The following is a 17109-nucleotide window of genomic DNA, read 5'->3' as shown; positions in this document are numbered from 1 at the left end:
CCGAGTTTTACCTAACTTAACACTAACTTGACCGCACTTAACGTTCACCCCGTTACTTATCCTTCCATGACATCACCGCGAGCCAGGATCGGGTTGCCTCATCATGAGCCGCAATCCCTCATCGAGTTGGCACGGATCGGGAAAAGGCACCCATGCCTTCGACCACAAGGAATGCATCATTGAGAAAACCGCCCAGAATATTCGCTGCCGCTCTTGTTGCGGCAGCGCTCCTGCTTCCCCTGCGCAATGGGATGGCGGATCAATCCGCCGCCCCCGCCCTGACCGTCTCGCTGGTGACGCCGGCTGAGCGAGACTGGCCGGAAACCGTTCCCGCAAGCGGCTGGCTGAAGCCCTGGCAGGAAGCCATCATCGCTTCCGAGACGAGCGGTCTGCGCGTAACCGAAATCCTGGCCGACGTCGGCTCCGTGGTTAAGAAGGGGCAGACCCTCGTCCTGATGTCGCAGGACAGCGTGCAGGCCGACCTTCGCAAGCAGGAGGCGGCCGTCGTGACCGCTAAGGCAAACCTGACAAAGGCGAAGGCCAATGCGGATCGGGCTCGCCAGCTCCAACCCTCCGGCGCCCTCTCGGATGAAAAGATCGTCGAATATTTCGCCGACGAACAGACGGCAACGGCAAGTCTTGCGTCAGAAGAGGCGGCGCTCGACAGCCAGAAGATCAAGCTCGACCAGACAACCGTCACGGCCGTCGACGACGGTCTGATAACCTCGCGATCGGCCGAACTCGGCGCGGTCGTCTCGTCGGGCACCGAACTGTTTCGCCTGGTCCGCCAGCAGCGCGTCGAATGGCAGGCCGAGGTTTCGGCTCGTTACCTCTCACGCATCTCGGAAGGATTGAGCGTCGACATCGACGGGCCGGACGGACGTCCCATTCAGGGCAAGGTAAGGCTCGTCGGACCTTCGATCGACACCAATACAAGCCGGGCGATCGTCTATGTCGCGCTTCCCCAGGATGTTCAGCCGCGCACCGGCCTTTATGTCACCGGCACTATCGAACTGAGGACCACGCCGGCGCTGACGGTTCCGGAGACGGCGATCGTTTTCCGCGACGGCATAAACTACGTCTTCACCGCCGGCGAGGACAAGCGGGTAAGGCGGGTGCGAGTGGAGACCGGCCGCCGCAACGACGGCGAAGTCGAGATCGTCTCCGGCCTAGATAAGTCGGCGAGAGTGGTGACGTCGGGCGGAGCGTTTCTGTCCGACAACGATCTCGTGAAGACTGCAGGAGAAGGTTGATGAACTTTTCCGCATTTTCGATCCGCAATCCCGTACCGGCAATCCTGCTCTTTGCGATGCTTGCCGTCGGCGGTTTGCTGGCCTTCAAGCATCTGCCGGTCCAGAACTTCCCCGATATGGACCTCCCGACCATCAAAATTACCGCGACGCTCGATGGCGCAGCACCTTCGCAGCTCGAAACGGAGGTCGCCCGCACGATCGAGGACAATCTTGCCTCGCTGAGCTATCTCGACCACGTTACGACGACGATCACCGATGGCACGGTGTCGATCAGCGTGTCCTTCAAACTGGAGAAGGACAGCGAAACGGCCCTGAACGAGGTCCGCAACGCCGTCGACAGCGCAAAGGCCGATCTGCCGGCGCAGATGCAAACGCCAAGCGTCACCAAAGTTACCGTGCAGAGTTCGGCGCTGGTCACCTATGCCATCCAGTCTACCGCCCTTAATGAAACCGAGCTCTCCTGGTTCATCGACAACGATCTGACCAAGGCGCTCCTATCGGTATCGGGCGTCGGACAGGTCAACCGCATCGGCGGTGTCGACCGCGAGGTTCACGTCGACCTCGATCCGACAACGATGGCGGCATTCGGCGTCACGGCGACCACTGTGTCGGCGCAATTGAAGTCGGTTCAGGCCGATACTTCTGGTGGCCTTGGAGAGATTGGCGGCACTCGTCAGACATTACGCACGCTCGGCGCCGTGGCGTCGGTCGATGCTCTGAAGGAGCTCAGAATTCCTCTGGCCAACGGGCAGCAGGTTCGTCTCGACGATGTCGCATCCGTCACGGACAGCTTCGCCGAGCGGTCCTCGATGGCTTATCTCGACGGCAAACCGGTGGTCGCCGTCGAGATCAAGCGCTCGAACGGGTTTTCGGACAGCGGTGTCGCGGACGACGTCGACAAGGCGATGAAACAGTTCGCAGCCAAGCATTCCAACGTCCAGATCGAGGAGGCCTACAGCACGCTCGGACCGATCATCGACAACTACGATGGTTCGATGCACATGCTGTACGAGGGGGCGATCCTGGCGATCATCGTCGTCTGGCTCTTCCTTCGGGACTGGCGTGCAACGATCCTGTCGGCCGTGGCGCTGCCGCTGTCGGTCATACCGACCTTCCTTGTCATGTACCTGGCCGGCTTCAGCCTGAATATCGTCACCTTGCTGGCGCTGTCGCTCGTGGTCGGCATTCTCGTCGATGATGCCATCGTCGAGGTCGAGAACATCGCCCGCCACCTGCAGATGGGCAAGCGGCCGATCGACGCCGCTCTGGAGGCGGCCAACGAGATCGGGCTCGCCGTCATCGCAACCACCTTCACGCTGGTCGCGGTCTTCCTGCCGACGGCCTTCATGAGTGGCATACCGGGCCTTATATTCCGCCAGTTCGGTATCACCGCCGCAGTTGCGGTCCTCGTCTCGCTCGTCGTCGCGCGGCTGCTGACGCCGATGATGGCCGCCTATTTCATGAAGGCCCATCCGACCGAGGAAAAGGACGGCCGCATCATGCGCGCCTATCTGGCAATCGTGAAGGCCGCCATGAATCGCCGGAAGACCACGGTGGCCGTGACTGCCGTCGTCGTCGCACTTTCGTTTGCCACTATCCCACTCCTGAAATCCGGCTTCCTGCCCGCTTCCGACGACGCGCGAGCTCAGATCACGCTCACCATGCAGCCGGGTGCAACTATCGAGCAGACGGACGCCGCGACCACGAAGGCCGCCGATATCGTCGGCAAACTCCAGGACGTGACACATGTCTTTTCTTCGGTCGGTTCCGCATCCTCGGGCGGCGGCCCCGACTCCAGCACCACGAGCAACGTCGGATCCGCCACGATCGTCGCTGTGCTGTCGCCCATCGGCGAGCGTGACCGCAAACAGTCGGAAATCGAAAACGACATCCGGCAGGCTCTTTCGGTCCTATCAGGCGTGCGGGTCGCAGTCGGCGGCGGCGGCAACGGCACAAAGCTGGAGATCACCCTTGCCAGTGACGATGCCGACGCGCTTGACAGTGCAAGCACGGCACTTGAAGAGCAGCTCCGCACGCTGCAGGGCATCGGCGCGGTGACATCGACCGCAGCCAGGCAGGCGCCGGAGATCCAGATCACGCCCGACTTCGCCCGCGCAGCAGCGCTTGGGGTGACGTCGAGCGCCATCGCCGAGGCCGTGCGCGTGGCGACGAACGGAGACTACTCTGCCGACCTGCCGAAGCTCAACCTGCCGCAGCGCCAGGTTCCGATCGTCGTCCGCTTCAGCCCCGAGACGCGCACGAAGCTCGACGACATCAAGAACATGCGAGTGGCAGGAACGAACGGCAATGTCGATCTCGGATCGATTGCCGATATCCGGATCGGCGGCAGCCCGTCGGAGATCGACCGTATCGACCGGATGCGCAATGTCACTCTTTCCGTCGAGCTCAACGGCCGCATCCTGGGCGACGTCAACCGCGAAGCGCAGGCCCTGCCGGCGCTCCGGCGCCTGCCGCCGGGGGTCACCCTTGTCGAACAGGGCGAACTTCAGCGCAGTTCGGAGCTGTTCCAGAGCTTTGGCCTTGCAATGGCCATCGGTGTGTTCTGCATCTACGCAGTCCTCGTCCTGCTGTTCCACGACTTCCTGCAGCCACTCACCCTTCTGATGGCTTTGCCGCTCTCGCTCGGCGGTGCGCTGGTGCCGCTGGTGGTGACCGGAACCAGCTTCTCGATGTCGGCCGTCATCGGGCTGCTCATGCTCATGGGCGTGGTGACGAAGAACTCCATTCTCCTCATCGAATACGCGATCATGTCGCGTCGCCAGGGCATGTCGCGGTTCGATGCCCTTGTAGACGCCTGCCACAAGCGCGCGCGGCCGATCATCATGACCACCATTGCCATGGCATTCGGCATGCTTCCGGTCGCTCTCAGCCTGACAGGCGGCGATTCCAGCTTTCGGCAGCCGATGGCGATCGTGGTGATCGGCGGTGTCATGATGTCGACGCTGCTCAGCCTCATCGTCATCCCTGTCATCTTCACTTTTGTCGACGACCTCAACGAGGCGCTCAAGCGCCTCGTGCGCCGGACCGGGCCTGATACTGCCAACACGGAACCGCAGGCATCCAACGATCGCGCGGCGATCACCTTCAAGCCCGAGCTTTCGAAGCGAGGGCAAGGTCAGAGATGACTGCTTTCGATGAACTATTGGCTAGATGGTCCAGCGCCCGATACGGGCGACTCCCGGCGACCTTCATCGCAACCTCTTCGGTCGAATTCCCTCCCCCGGAACAAGACCGCGGGACGTGTTCCCCCGCAGGCGGCCTCGCGCCGCCTGCGCGTCCTGCCCCTTCTCTGCCGACAGCCTACCTCGCCCGCGTCGCAGAATGAACCTTTACCGAACTTTACACTTCCTTAACCGCGCTTAACATCCACACAGCTATTAGAGTTCGACCTCAGTTCAATCCGGAGTGTCGTGTGTCAAAGGCACATCGAAATATTCTGCATTGCCGCTTCGCGGAGCGAAAAGTCATATTTGCCGAGCTTTGGCGGTGGTTGCTGAAGCTTGCTGCTCTCTTAAGTCCCAGGATCCAATCAGGCCGCGCAGAAAACGTTCGAATAGAGCGTCATGCTCTACTGGAAGACATTTCAATTGGAGGAACGGGGTGATCGATGCTCCGGGTGATCAGGGCGCGTTTGCCGGACAGATCGAACAGTTCAACCGGGCAGCATCGTCGGCTGCACCCAGTCCGACTTCGCCGCTCCGGCCGACTGCCGCCTGACCCAGAATGGCGATCGTCTCTATATCCACCTCTTCAACTAGCCTTATCGCCATCTGCATTTCGATGCGCTGGCAGGCAAGATCGAATATGCGCAATTCCTGCATGATGGCAGCGAGGTCACCTGGTTGCGCCCGTCCGCCAATACATTGTGGGCTAACACCCAGTTCCCCGTCGGCGATGATCAAATGACATTCGTCCTGCCGGTGCGCCGGCCTCAGATCGTGGTCCCGGTCATCGAGGTCAAGCTCAAGGCAGGGAGCACCTCCGGCATTCAGGATTAAAGGGCGGCGGACGATCGCGCAGCTGAGATAGATTGCCTGAGCGGGCGGGGCATGCCCGCTCAGATAAACGGCTCCGTCGGCCCCGCCATACGCCGACAGTGGCTACGGATTGGCTTCGGTGGTTTCCACGAAGAGTTGGTTGAGTTGTTTCATCTCGAGCGCATGGGCACGCCTTCTGAGGGCCGCTGCCTGTTTGAGCGTTGCAAGATTGTCTGTTGTCTCGATGAGGTGAGCATCGGCGACGAGCACCTCCGCTTCAATCCTTCCCTGCTCTCTCAATTGCCAGACATCCCTGACGCGAAATTGAACCATTATCACGCCGAAAAGTGCCACGAGCGCGGAAGCGGTCATTGGCAACCAATTGGGGACAACCGGGCCATGGGCGGAAAACAACGATGAGAGACCGCTCAAAACGATGATCCCCAATGTGAGAAAATTCCAGAGATATTGATTAACCTTGGAGGAGCGCGCATAGCCGTTTCGATGTATTCGAAGGTCACGCAAAGCCTGCCTTTTGATCTCGGCTGCGTCCGATGGAAGCATGCTTTCGGCCGCCTCCTGCTCGATCTCCCGCCTTGCCGCCAAAATCACGTTGATGACCGCGATCGTGATCCCGAAGGTAATCATGAACCAGGCGATGTAGTGCAAAGGGACGTCGTCGAGAATGACGTTTGACAAAAACTCAGGTTGAAAAAATTCAATTAAAGTGCCAATAGATATCAAGAATATAGACAGGGCAACCACTGCTATCGAAAGCATTGCCGCTATATTTCTATATCTGCCAGTCAGTGTCATTTTCTGCAGTTGAGCGTGGTCATTCCCCTCCTTTCTGAACAAATCCATCATCCTATCCTCGAGACTATAGGGTTAACCATAGTCAACCTTTTACCACGCCAGAAAGCAAGTAACGTTTGCGAAGTAATACTTTACAGATCGAATTACCGGCAACCCTCGGTCCGGTCGATATGTCCGATGCCGCGAGAACCGACCGCCCCATCGCCAACGGCCGGGCTGGGGTAGCCTTCGACTCTTGAATCCGGCCGCTTCAGGTTATGCTGATCGCCAGCGGTCGGTCGAGGTGGCGAGCGCCATTTCTACCGGCAATTTAGCTTCTCCAGACCAGTGGAGGGCACATGCTGCGCTGTTTTACGAGGTATTTTTGCCCAACCTGACAGCCACTTGAAAACCGGCGCTGCCTGAGCGGGGAGGAGATGGTGTCGCTCAGGAGAATGGCTCGGTCGGTCCCGCCGCCGGATTGGTCAGCCAGCATGGTCCCTCGGCGGTCATGTACATATGGTCTTCGAGACGGATCCCGAATTTCCCGGGGAAGACGATCATCGGTTCGTTGGAAAAACACATGCCGGCGGCAAGCGGCGCGTCGTTGCCGCGAACGATGTAGGGTTCCTCATGAATCTCGAGCCCGAGGCCATGACCGGCGCGATGCGGCAAACCTGGCAGGCGATAGTCGGGGCCGAGGGAGTGTTTGGCAAGCACCTTGCGGGCCGCATCGTCGAGGCTCGAGCAGGCGGCGCCGATCCGGGCTGCGTCGAAGACGGCCTGTTGCGCCTCGCGCTCGATCCACCAGGCCCGTTCGAACGCGCTGTTGCCGCCCTCCAGCATATAGGTCCTGGTGATATCGGAATGATAACCGTCGATCCGGCAGCCGGTATCGACGAGAATGACGTCGTCGCGACCAAGGACCTGATCGCCGTCGGCGCCATGCGGAAGCGAGGTCGCCGCACCGAAGGAGACGATGCAGAATGTCGAGCCGGCATCGGCGCCGGCCTGGCGATGCTGCCGGTCGATGAAATCGACCACCTCGGATGATTTGATGCCCGGCTTCAAAAGCCCATGCACTTGCCTGTGGACGTCAAGCGTCAGGTCCATCGCATACTGAATGAGGGCAATCTCCGCGGCCGATTTGATGCAACGCAGGTCGCGGATCAGCCGCCCGCCATCGGCAAGCCTCGCCGCGCCCATCTCCGCGGCCAATGCATGATAGAAGAAAAGCGGCAAACCATCGTCAAGGGCAAGTCTGCCGCCCTGGGCAACAAGGCGGGCGATGAGAGCGGCGCTGCTCTCCTCCTCTTCCCAGACCAGGATTTCCCCCGGCAGATGCGGCAGCGTTTCGACACGGCTGTGCTCGAACCCCGGAACGATGTAGGAAATCGTCGCGGGCGTGACGAGCGCGCCGAGGAACCTCTCGCTCGGATGCCAGACCAGCCCCGTGAAGTAATGCAGGCTTTCGGTCGGTCCAAGAAGCACAGCAGCCAATCCTTCGGCTTCGATCATTTTGCGAAGCCTGGCGAGGCGGTCCTGCCGTTCGTCCTCAGTTATGCGGGGTACCGTATGCTGCCATGACATGTTGTTTTCCTGCTTTTCCTGCGCTTCCGGATCGATGAAGCCCTCGCCTTGCAGCCAGGATCTTGAACCGACACTAATGCCGCTGTAGGCAATATGTCGACATGAAAAATGAGGAGATGGCGATGGCGGTGGAATATACCATACCGGGCATGTTGATACGCGATCATATGGTCGACGTTCCCCTTGATTGGTCGAAGCCGGAGGGAGAGACGATCCGGGTTTTCGCACGCGAAGTATGCGATCCCGCCCGCCGTCGCGAAACACTGCCGTTGCTGGCTTTCCTTCAAGGCGGCCCTGGCGGAAAATCGCCGCGGCCGAGCAATGGCGGGCCGCCCTGGCTTGCCGAAGCCCTAAAGACGCACCGCGTTATCCTGATCGACCAGCGCGGCACCGGGCGCAGCAGCCGGATCGAAAGTGCGACGATGGAGCGTTTTGCCGACGGCAGGGCCGCAGCCGACTATCTCACTCTCTTTCGCGCCGACAGCATCGTTGCCGATTGCGAACATCTGAGGAAAACCGTCTTCGGCGGCGGGCGCTGGCAAACGCTTGGCCAGAGCTATGGCGGCTTCCTGACACTTACCTATCTCTCGAAGGCGCCGGAGGGACTTTCCGCCTGTTATGTCACCGGCGGCCTTGCCGGCCTTGGGGCGACGGCCGATGATGTCTATCGGCGCACCTACCCGCGCGTCACCGAAAAGAACGCCGCCTATTACCGCCGCTACCCCGGGGATGCCGAGCGCATCGGCCGGATCGCCGACTATATCGAGGCCAACGAGGTGCGGCTGCCCGATGGCGATCGCCTCTCCGTTCGCCGCTTTCAGACAATCGGCATCGATTTCGGCATGGCGCCGGGTTACGAGAACATCCATTGGCTGGTCGATGAGGCTTTCTCCGGTCCCAACGAAGACCGTCTCTCCGATCGCTTCCTCGCGTCGGTGATGTCGCTGACCTCCTATGACGACAATCCGCTCTTCGCCGTTCTGCAGGAAAGCATCTATGGCCAGGCCGGGACGCCGACTGCCTGGGCGGCCGAACGCATCCGCGCCGAGCATCCGGCCTTTGCCGACGACCGGCGGCCGCTGCTGTTGACGGGGGAGATGATGTTTCCTTGGATGTTCGAGGAAATTCACTCGCTCAGGGCCTTCAGGGCGGGTGTCGAGGCGCTGGCCACGCATGAGCGCTACGTGCCGCTCTATGCTCCGGCACGTCTCGCCGCAAACGAGGTGCCGGTCGCCGCCGTCATCTATCATGACGACATGTATGTCGATGCCGGGCTGTCGCTCGAAACTGCGCGACATGTCGCCAACCTGCAGGCATGGGTGACCAACGAATTCGAGCACGACGGTGTTCGCCAATCGACGGCTGTCCTGCGCAGGCTGATGACATTGGTCAAGGAGCAGGGCGGCCCCCTCGCCTCCTGAGGCTCGAATGGTTCATTGCTCTCGTCGCATCAGGACAGGCTGATCGCTACCGGCCGGTCCAGATCGCGGGCGATATATTCCTGGATCTGGCGAACGATCTGCCCAGCGTGGGCGATCGCCAGCCGGTCTGCACGCTCGACGTCACCGGCCTCGATCGCGGCGATGATCTCCTCGTGTTCGTCGACATACTGGCGCGGCAGGCGGTCGTCGAATGTCGAGTAGTAAAGGCGCAGGATGCGGCGGCCCTCGTCGAGCAGCCTGGCGAAGAAGGCCGTGTAATAGGAGTTGCCGGCAAGCTCGGCGATCGCGACGTGAAATTCGCGGTTCGCTTCGATCATCGCATAGGCGTCGCGCGCGGCAACGGCATCGGCGAAGTCCTTCTGATGCCGGCGAACGGTCTTCATGATCTCGCCGTTGCGCCGTTGCGCCGCGCCGCGGGTCGTCACCCGGTACATCAGCGTCAGCGCTTCGAAATAGGTGGGCAGGCTCGCGAAATCGATCGTCGCGACGATCGTATTCCTGTTCGGCAGCGTCGTGACCAGCCCGTCGGCGGCGAGCCGCAACAGCGCCTCGCGAATGGGAGTCCGCGACATCCGGAAACGCTCCGACAGCCGCACCTCGTCGAGCGGACTGCCGGGTTCCAGCGCCATCGACAGGATTTCCTGCCTGAGCGTCACATAGACGCTCTGCGTGCCAGAGCCGCGCACCCGCACATTTTCCGCGTCGTTCCGCATTCGTCCGACCTCTTTCGTTAGAGCCTTGTATTTCGTTTCGGCCGATTCTCGCAATGTCGGTCTTCGGGGGCCTCAAATTTGTAAGCTCACATCATTGAATCTTGTCGACAGTTTGTATATAACTCAACCAGTTTCAACGAGGCTTGATCAATGACCACAGGATGGAAGGGCGTATTTCCCGCCGTAACGACACAGTTCAACGAAGATCTTTCCGTTGATTTGCCCTCGACCCAGCGCGTCCAGGACGCGCTTGTAAACGATGGCGTCAACGGACTGATCGTCATGGGCACATGCGGCGAAAACAATTCGCTAGACCCCGAGGAGAAGCGCACGATCCTGAAAGCGGCCGTCGAGGTCGTCAACGGCCGTGTTCCCGTGGTCACCGGCGTGTCCGAATTCGACACGCGCCGTGCCGTCGCCTATGCACGCGACGCCGAAAAACTCGGCGCCGACGGACTGATGCTGCTGCCGGCCATGGTTTATGTGCCGAAGCCCGAAGAGCTGATTGCACATTTCCGCACCGTCGCCGAAGCGACCTCGCTACCGATCATGCTCTACAACAACCCGCCGGCCTACCGCGTCAATATCGGCGCCGATGTGCTGAAGGTGCTTGCCGACGTGCCGAACATCAAGGCGGTCAAGGAAAGTGCGCCGGATCCGCGCCGCTTCACCGATCTCATCAATGAATTCGGCGATCGTTTCGATATCTTCGCAGGTCTCGACGATGTGGCGCTTGAAGGCCTAATGCTCGGCGCCAAGGGCTGGGTCTCCGGCCTGACCAGCGCCTTCCCGCAGGAATCCGTGCAACTCGTTGCCGCCGCCGAACGCGGCGACTGGGAAGAAGCCCGCAAGATCTATCGCTGGTTCATGCCGCTGCTGCATCTCGATGCCGAGCACGACCTCGTGCAGTCGATCAAGCTCGCCGAGCAGATCATGGGCCGCGGCTCAGAACGCGTTCGCATGCCGCGCCTGCCGCTTTCGGGCGCCCGCCGCGCCGAAGTCACAGCGATGGTCGAGAAGGCCGCCGCCACGCGTCCTTCGAAGATCCGCCAGGCCGCCTGATACAACGAGGCCGGCGACCCCGCGGTTGCCGGCCTTTTGCGTGTTTGCGGTTCAGGCAAGCGCCAGCGACCGGCCGCTCGCCGGATCGAACAGATGCATCTGGTTCATGTTGAACGAGAGCGGCATCGTCGACATCGGCCTCGGCCCGCTCTCGGGATCGATGCAGGCGCAAAGGCTTGCCTCGCCGATGCCGAAATAAACCATGGTCTCCGGCCCGAGTGGTTCCACAAGATCGATCTTCGCTTCGATGTCGGCATAACCAGGACGGGCCTGGCGGTCGGTGATCGATTCCGGCCTGATCCCGAACACGACTGATTTACCGGCATGGCTGGCATAGTCGCCGGCGCGCTTCTCCGGCACTGGAAGCTCGCTGCCGTCGGTCAGCTTGACGACGAGACCCTTCTCTCCTGATAGCAGCGTCGCGGACAGGAAGTTCATCGACGGTGAGCCGATGAAGCCGGCGACGAACTGGCTGACGGGCCGATGATAGAGTGCTTGTGGCGGCCCCGCCTGTTCGATGATGCCACCATTCATCACCACCACACGATCCGCCATGGTCATCGCCTCGACCTGGTCGTGCGTGACGTAGACGGTCGTCGTTGGCAACAGCTGGTGCAGCCGCTTGATCTCCGTGCGCATCTGTACGCGAAGCTTGGCATCGAGGTTGGACAACGGCTCGTCGAAGAGAAAGACTTTCGGGTTCCGCACGATCGCGCGTCCCATCGCGACGCGCTGGCGCTGGCCGCCCGAAAGCTGGCCCGGGCGCCGGCCGAGCAGCTCGCTGATATGCAGGGTTTCCGCCGCCCTGATGATACGCGCGTCGATCTCGCTCTTGGCGAGCTTCTGCTGCTCCAGGCAGAACGAAATATTCTCCCGCACCGTCATGTGCGGATAGAGCGCGTAGTTCTGAAAGACCATGGCGATATCGCGTTTGCCCGGGCCGAGCCGGTTGACGACCTGGTCGCCGATCACGATCTCACCGCCGGTGATGTGTTCGAGACCCGCAATCATGCGCAATGTCGTCGATTTTCCACATCCCGACGGCCCCACGAAAACGACGAATTCATTGTCTTCGATGTCAAGGCTGATGCCGCGCACGGCCTCGTAGATGCCATAGGATTTGACGATGCTATTGAGTTCCAGCCGTGCCATGGTTTTCTCCTAGACCTCCTGCAACCAGATCGCCATCGCTCCGGGCTCGCGATTGGCCCAGAGGTGATAGGGGATCGCCGTGAAAGGCCGCTCCTTCAGCGAAGGAGGCGCGATGCGATAGAGCGCATTCTGCCAATCGGCTATATCGGCTTCGAGCGCGGTGCCTTCGAGGACGGTCGCTCCGCCGAGAAGCGCGGCATCGTAACGGGCAGAAATTTCCTCAAATGCCGGCAGGCGGAGCCGCTGCGGCTCGCCGCCGAGGTCCGTCTCCTCGATGCAATAGACGACAGGCCCGCGCCGCAGCGCGACGCGTCCGCCGTCTTCGGATACGGCAGGATGCGCGTAGATGCGCTCGACCGGCATGGAGAAGCCAATGCGGACCTCGTCGCCATTGCGCCATTCCCTTGATATTGCGGCATAACCCTTCGTCACGCATTGATCGAGATCGACAGCAACGCCGTTGACCGAGATCTGCGCCTGCCTGCACCATCCGGGGATGCGAAGACGAAGCTGAAACCGGCTTGGCCGCTCGACGGCGAACCGCACGCTGATGTCGCCATCCCAGGGATATTGCGTCTCCTGTACCAGGCGCACGAAGCTGTCGCCGACTGTGAGATCTGCGCAATTGGTGCCGTAGAGATGGATGGCGAGTTCATGGTCACCCGTGGAATAGAAATATTGGCCGAGCGACGTGATGAAACGGGCAATGTTGGTCGGGCAGCAGGGGCAGTAATGCCATTTCCACCGGCGGTGCTGCCCGTGACTTTCAAGGACGTTCTCATAGAAATAATGTTCACCGTCGCGTGAGATGCCGGAAAGCGCACCGTTGTAGAGCACCGTTTCCAGCCTGTCCGTGAACTTGCTGTCGAGATCGACCTGCGCCATGCGATGGCTCCAGAAGCCGAGCGCGACGGCTGCGCATGTCTCGGCATAGGCCGTCTCGTTCGGCAGGTCGAATTCCCGGGTGAACCCTTCATTGGATGCTGATGGGCCAAGGCCGCCGGTCACGTAGAGCTGGCGGCTGACCAGATTGTCGAAAAGCCGGTCGCACGCCTCCTTCAATGTCGGATCGTCGTTCTCATGGGAGAGATCCGCCATCGCAGAAAACAGGTACATGGCGCGAACCGCGTGTCCGACGACCTGGTGCTGGTCGCGCACCGGCATATGGGCCTGGCTATAGGCATATGTCTTGTAGACGTAATCATCAGGGCTCGCGCCTCGCTTGCGAGCCTCCTCGTCGTAATATGAGGGCATCCGGCCACGTTCGTCGACGAAATAGGTCGCAAGCTTCAGATGCCGCGGATCGCGCGTCACGCGATAGAGCTTGACCAGCGCGAGCTCGATTTCCTCATGGGCATCGTAACCCCTGAGCTTTCCGGGCTCAGCGCCGAAGGTGGCGATGATATGGTCGACTGCGCGGACCATCACATCGAGGAAGCGACGCTTTCCCGTCGCCTCGTAATAGGCGACGGCCCCTTCCAGCAAGTGGCCCATCGAATACATCTCGTGCAGGTCGCGCAGATTGGTCCAGCGCCTGTCCGGCTCGCGGCGAATGAACCAGCTGTTGAGGTAGCCATCCGCCATCTGGCCTTTTTCGAGCTTTTCGACGATATCATCGATCTTCGTTTCGAGCGCAGCATTCGGGTGAGCCTTCAGCGTGTAACTTGCGGCCTCGATCCATTTGCCGAAATCCGAATCGAAGAAATGCTGCATCGACAGTCCGCTCGGCTGGATCGGGCGCACCAGCGGCCCGGCCGGCTTGTCAAAATCGAGCACCTCGAGGAAGCCCTCCTCTTCCAGCCGCTTGTGCTGTGTCGGGATGGTGACGTTGCGGACCGTCTCCGTCCAGCTCTGCCAGAAACCGCCATCGAATACGACACCGGAATGGTCGGCAGGCCTGTATCGCTGCCGTCCCGCAGCGCGTGCCGGTTGAAAACGAGGTGAGCTGGTCATGAGGACTCCTGAGCGGGACGAGCGCTGTTACTTCACGGCGCCGGCCGTCAGGCCGCGCACGTAATATCGTTGCAAGAGAAGGAAAAGCAGGATGCAGGGGACCATCGTCACGGCTATGCCGGCCTGAAGCGCGCCCCAGTCGATGATGCCATAAATGCCCGACGAAACATTAACCAGCATGATCGGCAGCGTGAACTTGTTCTGATCGGACAGAAAGATGAGGGCAGCAAGGAATTCGTTCCAGGAGTTCAGGAAGGCGAACATCGCGACGGTGGCAACACCGGGAAGCGCGATCGGCAGCATGATCCGGCGCAGGATCGTCGCCTGCGACGCGCCATCTATCCGGGCCGCCTCGATCAGCGCCTTTGGCACCGCATCGAAGGCATTGCGCATCATGAAGACAGAAAAAGGAAGCTGGAAAGTCACGTAGATCAGCACCAGGCCGAGAAGGCTGTTCTGCAGCCGGAAGACTTTCAGGATCAGGAAAAGCGGCGTCAGGATCGACTGGAACGGGATCATCATCGTTGCCATGATCAGCACGAAGAGCAGCGACTGGCCGGGAAAGCGGAATTTCGAAAAACCGTATCCCGCCGGCACCGAGACGAGCACCGTCAGGAACACCGTTCCGGCGGCAATCAGCACTGAATTGCCGGCATAGACGTACCAGCCGGCGCCGACATGCTCGAGGCGGCGGTAATTTTCAAGCGAGAAGGCTTTCGAGAAGAGCGCTGCCGGATCGGCAAGTGCTGCGGCCGCGGGCTTGAAGGAATTGGCGAAGGACCAGACGATCGGCATCACGAAGAAGATGGCAAAGACGCATGCCGTCAGGACGAAAGCGAGATAACCGAGCCGCTCGCTCGCCGGCTTCGCTGCGAGACTGTGGTTGAGCCGTTCCATCAACCCTCCTCCGGCCGCTGGCGCAGCAGGACGAACTGGATGGCGCTGATCGCTACCAGCACGACGAGCAACGCAAAGGAGATCGCCGAGCCATAACCGAGACGGTAGGATGAGAACGAGGCGAGATAGATCGAGAAGACCGCGGAGATCGTGCTGTTCTCAGGGCCGCCCTGGGTGATGATGAAGAACTGATCGAAGGCCAGCATCGATGAGGTGACATTGAGGACGAGCGCCAGCACGACCGAGTTCCTCATCAAAGGCAGGGTGATGCGGCGAAACCGGCTCCAGACGCTGGCGCCGTCGATCCTGGCGGCTTCGATGACGTCGTTCGATATGCTCTGCAGGCCGGTCAGGAGGATGATCATCGTGAAGCCCGCTGTTTTCCAGACGACCATCAGGATGACGACGCCGAGTGCTGGCCAGAAACTTTCGAGCGGTCTCGGGGCGCTGTCGATGATGCCCGCTCCGCTCAGCAGCTGCGCAAAGACGCCGCTATCGGGATTGAGCAGCCACATCCACAATGTCGAGGCCGCCCCGAAGCCGATGACAACAGGCATGAAATAGATCGTGCGGAAAAAGCCGACGATCCGCAGCGGCCGGTCGACGAGCAGCGCCAGAGGAAATGCCACGAGGAAGATCGCAGCCGTGACCAGCACCGTGTAGAGCAGCGTAAAACCCAGGGAATGCCAGAGCTGAGTATCGCCGATCAGTTCGGCATAGTTGGAAAGGCCGATGAACTTCGTCCGGCCGAGAAGCGGCCAATTGTAGAAGCTCATCCAGACCGTCATGACAAGCGGCACGAGGAAAAGCACGACGATGAACAGCAAGCCCGGCAGGATGAAGGCAAGACCAAGCCAACCCTTCGGCTCGGGTTCTCCGGTTGCGACTGCGCGCCTCCGGTTGCGAAGTGTCGAGGATATCACCGCAACTCCTCCTTCCGTTTGAATGTCGAGACGTGAACGGATGGCAGGGTATCCACAGATACCCTGCCGAAGCCCATCGGGCTCAGTTCGGATTGGTGCGTTCGAGGATGCGGGTGAAGTCGGCCTGCGTCTTGGCGATCGTTCCGTCGACGTCGTCGCCGAAGATCGTGCCCTGGATCAGATTGAGGAAGGGTCCGGTGCGGCTGACGAAGAGTTCATCGGACGAAAATGTGTAGGGCGTGCGCGCCTTGGCGAGGATATCGTAGGCAACGAGATTGCGCGGGTCGAATTTCGCATAGGCTTCCGCGGCGAGGTCGGTGCGCGACGGCATGCCCGATTCCTGGGTGATGTAGACCTGCTGCTCGGGCTGCATGTAGAAATTGACAAAGTCGAGCGCGACCTTCTTCTTCTCTTCGCTGATGCCCTTGATGAGGGACAGCGTGTCGCCGCCGGCAAAGCTCGATGCACCACCCTTGGGCCCCGGGATCGGCGCAACGGCGAACTTCACGTCGGGATATTTGCTGGTCAGCAGATTGACGATGTAGGAACCGGTCATCAGGATGCCGACCTTGCCTGAGGCGAAGGCTTCTACGGCATTGTTGCCGTTGCCGGAACGCGAGGTCGGATGGATCGCACCGGCCTTCCACATATCGCGATAGGCGGCGATGGTCTCGCGCAGCGCCGGTGTATCGACGGTAGCACTGCGGCCGTCATCGCTCAGCACGTCGGCATTGGCGGCCCACAGATGCGGCAGGAAATCGTAGATCAGCCAGCTTCCCGAATTCGCCACGAAATAGAAGCCGTAGGTCTCGTTGCCGAGCGCGGCGATCTTCTTGGCATCGGCGGCGACCTCCTCCATCGATGCCGGCGCCTTGTTGGGGTCGAGGCCGGCCTTGGTGAAGAGATCGGTGTTATAGGCGATGATCGAGGCATCCGGCAGGGCCGGCACGCCGTAGATCTTGCCGTCATAGGTGGCAAGACGGATGTGGGACGGGCTCATGGCGGAGGAATAGGGCAGGCCCTTTACGAAGTCGGAGATATCCTCGAGACCGTCCGCGGCGGCAAAGGTCGGGAGATAGATCAGGTCGAGCACGGCGCCGTCAGGAGCCGCGCTGCCGGCAATCGCCGCACCCAGCTTCGGCACCATCTGCTCCGCGGTGATCTGGGTGACATTGACCTTGTCGGAGTGAGATGCGTTGTATTTGTCGGCCAGTCCCTGAAGGACGGCGCCGGACGACGTGCGCACCCATAGGGTGATTTCTTCGGCGCCGGCGAGAGAAGAGCTTGCCAGCAGTGCAAGAGCGGTGATCGTCGTTTTGAGTCGAAGCATG

At 60.8% G+C, this 17109-nt stretch carries 12 protein-coding genes and 1 pseudogene; 5 read left to right on the top strand and 8 right to left on the bottom strand.

Annotated elements, in window-relative coordinates:
- The first annotated feature begins 152 nt into the window (after positions 1-152).
- From RLCC275e_RS31910 to RLCC275e_RS31900, 3 genes and pseudogenes are all read left to right on the top strand, one after another.
- Positions 153-1253 carry an efflux RND transporter periplasmic adaptor subunit gene (locus RLCC275e_RS31910; protein WP_171891377.1) on the top strand — a complete coding sequence of 367 codons (1101 nt, stop codon included), beginning with the start codon at positions 153-155 and terminating at the stop codon, positions 1251-1253.
- On the top strand, positions 1253-4399 hold the full coding sequence (locus tag RLCC275e_RS31905) for an efflux RND transporter permease subunit (protein WP_033184226.1): 3147 nt from the start codon (positions 1253-1255) through the stop codon (positions 4397-4399). Before RLCC275e_RS31910 ends, RLCC275e_RS31905 begins: the two co-directional genes overlap by 1 nt.
- Positions 4400-4936: 537 nt before the next feature.
- A pseudogene (locus RLCC275e_RS31900) lies at positions 4937-5272 on the top strand (alpha-L-fucosidase); the annotation flags it as partial.
- Positions 5273-5374: 102 nt separating this feature from the next.
- On the opposite strand, the gene RLCC275e_RS31895 reads toward RLCC275e_RS31900, so the two are convergent.
- Complete coding sequence (locus RLCC275e_RS31895) at positions 5375-6115, bottom strand: hypothetical protein (RefSeq protein WP_033184335.1); 741 nt, start codon at positions 6113-6115, stop codon at positions 5375-5377.
- Between the two features lie 378 nt (positions 6116-6493).
- A complete protein-coding gene (locus RLCC275e_RS31890; RefSeq protein ID WP_033184228.1) occupies positions 6494-7636 on the bottom strand; it encodes a M24 family metallopeptidase in 1143 nt (380 codons plus the stop codon).
- Between the two features lie 122 nt (positions 7637-7758).
- On the opposite strand from RLCC275e_RS31890, the gene RLCC275e_RS31885 reads away from it, so the two are divergent.
- Positions 7759-9057 carry an alpha/beta fold hydrolase gene (locus RLCC275e_RS31885; RefSeq protein WP_033184336.1) on the top strand — a complete coding sequence of 433 codons (1299 nt, stop codon included), beginning with the start codon at positions 7759-7761 and terminating at the stop codon, positions 9055-9057.
- 29 nt (positions 9058-9086) lie between these two features.
- Here the strand turns inward: RLCC275e_RS31885 and RLCC275e_RS31880 are convergent, their stop codons facing one another.
- Entirely contained in the window at positions 9087-9791 is a 705-nt protein-coding gene (locus RLCC275e_RS31880; protein WP_033184229.1) for a GntR family transcriptional regulator, read from the bottom strand.
- A gap of 150 nt (positions 9792-9941) precedes the next feature.
- Between RLCC275e_RS31880 and RLCC275e_RS31875 the strand changes: the two genes are divergently transcribed.
- Positions 9942-10853, top strand: coding sequence for a dihydrodipicolinate synthase family protein (locus RLCC275e_RS31875; protein ID WP_017958343.1), 912 nt, complete (start codon positions 9942-9944; stop codon positions 10851-10853).
- A 51-nt stretch (positions 10854-10904) separates the two neighbouring features.
- Here the strand turns inward: RLCC275e_RS31875 and RLCC275e_RS31870 are convergent, their stop codons facing one another.
- From RLCC275e_RS31870 to RLCC275e_RS31850, 5 genes are all read right to left on the bottom strand, one after another.
- The gene (locus RLCC275e_RS31870; RefSeq protein WP_033184230.1) at positions 10905-12005 is read right to left on the bottom strand and encodes an ABC transporter ATP-binding protein; all 1101 of its coding nucleotides are present in this window, start codon (positions 12003-12005) and stop codon (positions 10905-10907) included.
- Between the two features lie 9 nt (positions 12006-12014).
- Entirely contained in the window at positions 12015-13958 is a 1944-nt protein-coding gene (locus RLCC275e_RS31865) for a glycoside hydrolase family 127 protein (RefSeq protein ID WP_033184231.1), read from the bottom strand.
- 27 nt (positions 13959-13985) lie between these two features.
- Entirely contained in the window at positions 13986-14855 is an 870-nt protein-coding gene (locus tag RLCC275e_RS31860) for a carbohydrate ABC transporter permease (protein WP_033184232.1), read from the bottom strand.
- On the bottom strand, positions 14855-15778 hold the full coding sequence (locus tag RLCC275e_RS31855) for a carbohydrate ABC transporter permease (RefSeq protein WP_033184233.1): 924 nt from the start codon (positions 15776-15778) through the stop codon (positions 14855-14857). Before RLCC275e_RS31855 ends, RLCC275e_RS31860 begins: the two co-directional genes overlap by 1 nt.
- A gap of 82 nt (positions 15779-15860) precedes the next feature.
- Entirely contained in the window at positions 15861-17108 is a 1248-nt protein-coding gene (locus RLCC275e_RS31850) for an ABC transporter substrate-binding protein (RefSeq protein WP_033184234.1), read from the bottom strand.
- Position 17109: the final 1 nt, after the last annotated feature.

This window comes from Rhizobium brockwellii (genome assembly GCF_000769405.2).
Taxonomy (GTDB): Bacteria; Pseudomonadota; Alphaproteobacteria; order Rhizobiales; family Rhizobiaceae; genus Rhizobium; species Rhizobium brockwellii.
Note: the sequence above shows the minus strand (reverse complement) of the source record. Positions and strands in the feature narration are given on the sequence as shown.